The sequence below is a fragment of the Blautia sp. CAG:237 genome (assembly GCF_000436615.1).
GTDB lineage: Bacteria > Bacillota > Clostridia > Lachnospirales > Lachnospiraceae > Blautia_A > Blautia_A intestinihominis.
The window spans coordinates 1-3,578 of the sequence record NZ_FR886741.1; the positions used below are offsets into that span (position 1 = coordinate 1).

General features: G+C 44.0%; 3 protein-coding genes, 1 tRNA gene and 1 rRNA gene. 4 read left to right on the forward strand and 1 reads right to left on the reverse strand.

The features are described from left to right. The 3 genes from QZL69_RS08210 to QZL69_RS08220 form a co-directional block, all read left to right on the forward strand. A 23S ribosomal RNA gene (locus QZL69_RS08210) occupies window positions 1-85 on the forward strand; the annotation flags it as partial. A gap of 106 nt (window positions 86-191) precedes the next feature. Beyond that, window positions 192-262: transfer RNA gene (locus tag QZL69_RS08215), tRNA-Trp, on the forward strand. 188 nt (window positions 263-450) lie between these two features. Continuing rightward, a complete protein-coding gene (locus QZL69_RS08220; RefSeq protein ID WP_022214735.1) occupies window positions 451-1,881 on the forward strand; it encodes an alanine/glycine:cation symporter family protein in 1,431 nt (476 codons plus the stop codon). Window positions 1,882-1,938: 57 nt separating this feature from the next. Here the strand turns inward: QZL69_RS08220 and QZL69_RS08225 are convergent, their stop codons facing one another. Further along, on the reverse strand, window positions 1,939-2,805 hold the full coding sequence (locus tag QZL69_RS08225; RefSeq protein ID WP_022214736.1) for a LysR family transcriptional regulator: 867 nt from the start codon (window positions 2,803-2,805) through the stop codon (window positions 1,939-1,941). 229 nt (window positions 2,806-3,034) lie between these two features. On the opposite strand from QZL69_RS08225, the gene QZL69_RS08230 reads away from it, so the two are divergent. Beyond that, a partial coding sequence (locus QZL69_RS08230; RefSeq protein WP_291518992.1) for an SLC13 family permease occupies window positions 3,035-3,578 on the forward strand: 544 nt, incomplete at its 3' end.

The window sequence follows — 3,578 nt, forward strand, 5'->3', positions numbered from 1 at the left end:
GAAGACGACGAGGTTGATAGGGCAGAGGTGGAAGTGTGGTAACACATGGAGCTGACTGCTACTAATAGGGTGAGGGCTTGACCAACTAGTTCGAGAAAGGTCATGAGGTGACCGCTATCGAACGGAAGCATGGTTAAAATTCGATTGCTTAGTCAACATGTATGTAGTTTTGTAGGTACGATAAATTTTCTAGGGGATTGGTCAAATGGTATGATAGGGGTCTCCAAAACCTTTGGTGGGAGTTCGATTCTCTCATCCCCTGCTATTTAAGAAGAACAAAGAAGTTTTAAATAGAACTTCTTTGTTCTTTTTTTGTGAAAAAATGAGATATCGGGAGAAATATAGAAAAAAAGAAAGTAAAACATAGATAATATCAATATTTCGTTGCGCTTTTTCACGATTTAGCGTAATATAGTAGTATTAAAGTATAGTATTAGGAAAGAGGGGCTTATGGAGAAATTTTCAATGTTTGTAAACCAGATGGATGCGATAGTCTGGAGCATGGTATTGGTTGTTTTGTGTCTTGGAGTTGGACTTTATCTGTCACTGCGTCTTAAATTTCCACAGATCCGCTTAGTGAAAGAAATGGTCAAACTTCTGACATCCAAAGAAGACAGTGAGAGCGGAATCACTCCATTTCAGGCATTTGCTACAACAGTAGGTGCCCGCGTAGGTATGGGAAATATTGCCGGCGTCGCTTCTGCGATCTTTTATGGCGGACCGGGATCTGTTTTCTGGATGTGGATGATCGCTGTGATCGGAGCAGCGTCTGCCTTTGTTGAATCGGCACTTGCCCAGGCATACAAAGTCAAGAGTCCTGACGGAGAATTCACCGGCGGCCCGGCATATTACATAGAAAAAGGCCTGAAGTGCAAACCATATGCGGTCGTGTTTGCAGTAGTTGCCTTTCTGGGACCTGGATTCCTCATGCCGGGTGTGCAGATTAACTCACTGGTAACTGTGTTTGAGGAAGCTTTTTCTGTAAATAAGATCCTTGTGGGCGCGATCTGCTGTATCGTACTTGGAATCGTAGTATATGGAAGTATCAAACGTATTGCCCATATCGCGGAAATGCTGGCACCGGCAATGTGCGCGATCTATATTCTGGCAGCGCTGATCATTGTCGGACTGAATATCACAAAACTTCCGGGGATCCTTCTGATGATCGTGCAGTCTGCGTTTGGTGTACATGCAGTACTTGGCGGTATTCTCGGATCTGCTGTTTCCTGGGGTGTCAAACGAGGAATTTACTCAAATGAAGCTGGAATGGGATGTGGTGCGATTGTGTCCGCAGCGGCAGAATGTTCCCATCCGGTGAAACAGGGACTGATCCAGTCATTTTCTATCTATGTAGATACTTTATTTATCGGAACTTCAACTGCACTGATCGTTCTTCTGACAGGAACCTTTGATGTCACCGATGGTGCAGGAAATCTTCTAATGAGCCAGACCGGCGGCATCGAAGCCGGAATCAAATGGACACAGCATGCGCTGATGAGCACATTTGGAAGCTGGAGCGGCAAGGCGCTGGCGATCATCATTGTATTGTTCGTATTCACATCCATGACGGGATACTGTTATCAGGCAGAGTCCAATATCCGTTATCTCACCGGCAACAGCAAGAAAGCCATTGCAATCGCACGGGCAATTTTTCTTGCGGCATCATTCATGGGAGCCATTGTAAATGCGGATGCAGTATGGGCGATGGGCGATATCGGCTATGGCCTGATGGCATGGGCAAACATCATTGCGATTGCACTTCTCGCACCAAAAGCCGTCGCACTTCTTAAAGATTACGAAAAACAAAAGAAAGAAGGCAAAGATCCAGCCTTCGATCCGAAAGAATTCGGAATCGAAGATGAGACCGGAGCCTGGAAATAGCAATAAAAAAAGATAGCTGACAATAAATAGTTCGGCTATCTTTTTTTATGGAAAAATTCAGAAGTTCTCTATGTATTTGATCACTTTTTCAGCAGTGGTGTTCTGGTATTTGCCTTTTTTCCAGATGACACCGATACGCTGCTCAATCGATGGCATGACCGGGATCCCGACAATATCTGGATGTGCTTCCACAATAGAACGATACAGGAAGGTTCCTACATGACCGGATTTGACCATATTGATGAGTGTCGTGATCTGGCTGGTGTTTAGGATAACACGCGGGGTTACACCGACTGCTTTGAACTGCCGGGTCAGTGTCATGACCTGCACAGAATCTGTGTTAAAGAGAATCAGAGGTTCGTTTGCGAGCATAGTGAGAAGAATTGTCTTCTGTTCGGCAAGAGGATGATCTGGTGCAACACAGAAATAAAGATCCTCTGTATCAATAATGCGAGAATTACATTTGTCAATTGCAGGCTGTTCCGCATTGACGATCGCGATATCCAGTTTTTCCTCCAAAACAAGGTCACACGCTTTGATAGAACCAAACTCAAAAAGCCGGAAATCGACTTCCGGGAAATTTTCTTTCAGGGATAAATACAATTCAGGCAGATAGATCGTCCCCAGCATAGGCGGGATCCCGATGCGGATCGGTGTGATTTTTTTCCTTAATTCATGAAATTCCATCTCGACAGAATCTGCATGCGCAAGAAGTCCTTCTGCACTCTTATAAAAGAGCTCGCCTTCCGGTGTGAGGGTGAGCTTATTATTATTCCGGAAAAAAAGATTCACACCAAATTCCTCCTCCAGCGCCTTGATCGCATTGGAGATCGAAGGCTGAGTCACAAAAAGCTCCTTGGCAGCCTTGGTAATATTGTGATACCGGGCCGCTACACAAAAGTATTCTAACTGAGTTAATTTCATAAGCGCGTTTTCCTCCATCGCTTTTATCAGCAGGTAAGTTTCTCATTATTAACAAAAAGGCTACGCTATTGATACTAAAAAGTCAATAACTTTTTCTTATGGAACCATATGTTTTTATAAATGTACAATCCTGAAACCTTTATATATAATAAGCTCATAACAAAACAGTAATGAATCGGCCGAACGATTACTGAAAAATTACATAACAAAAAAGTAGGAGGGTGTGGCAATGAGTCCATCAACAATTACACTGCTGTTTCTCCTGTTTGCGGTAATCATGTTCGTACTTGAGAAGATTCCGCTGGGAGTTACATCCATGATCGTCTGTATCGGTCTTGTCGTAACCGGAGTCCTGGATGTCAAAACAGCTTTTGCAGGATTCATCGACAGTAATGTCATCTTGTTTGTATCCATGTTCATCGTAGGTGGGGCATTATTTGAAACTGGCATGGCAAACAAGGTCGGAGGTATTGTAACAAAATTTGCAAAATCAGAAAGAATGCTGATCATCGCGATCATGGTGATCGTAGGTTTTATGAGTGGTGTTTTATCCAACACAGGTACAGCCGCAGTTCTGATCCCGGTAGTGATCGGTATCGCAGCAAAATCCGGATACAAGAGATCCCGTCTCCTGATGCCGCTGGTATTCGCAGCAGCTATGGGCGGTAACCTTTCTCTGATCGGAGCACCAGGAAACCTGATCGCACAGAGTGCACTTCAGGAAATTGGAATGAAATTCGGATTTTTCGAGTATGCGATCGTAGGTCTTCCGA

What these genes read in the sequence shown, in the direction of transcription:
- QZL69_RS08220 (WP_022214735.1), top strand. Translation starts at nt 451, where the DNA reads ATGGAGAAATTTTCAATGTTTGTAAACCAGATGGATGCGATAGTCTGG.
- QZL69_RS08225 (WP_022214736.1), bottom strand. Translation starts at nt 2,805, where the DNA reads ATGAAATTAACTCAGTTAGAATACTTTTGTGTAGCGGCCCGGTATCAC.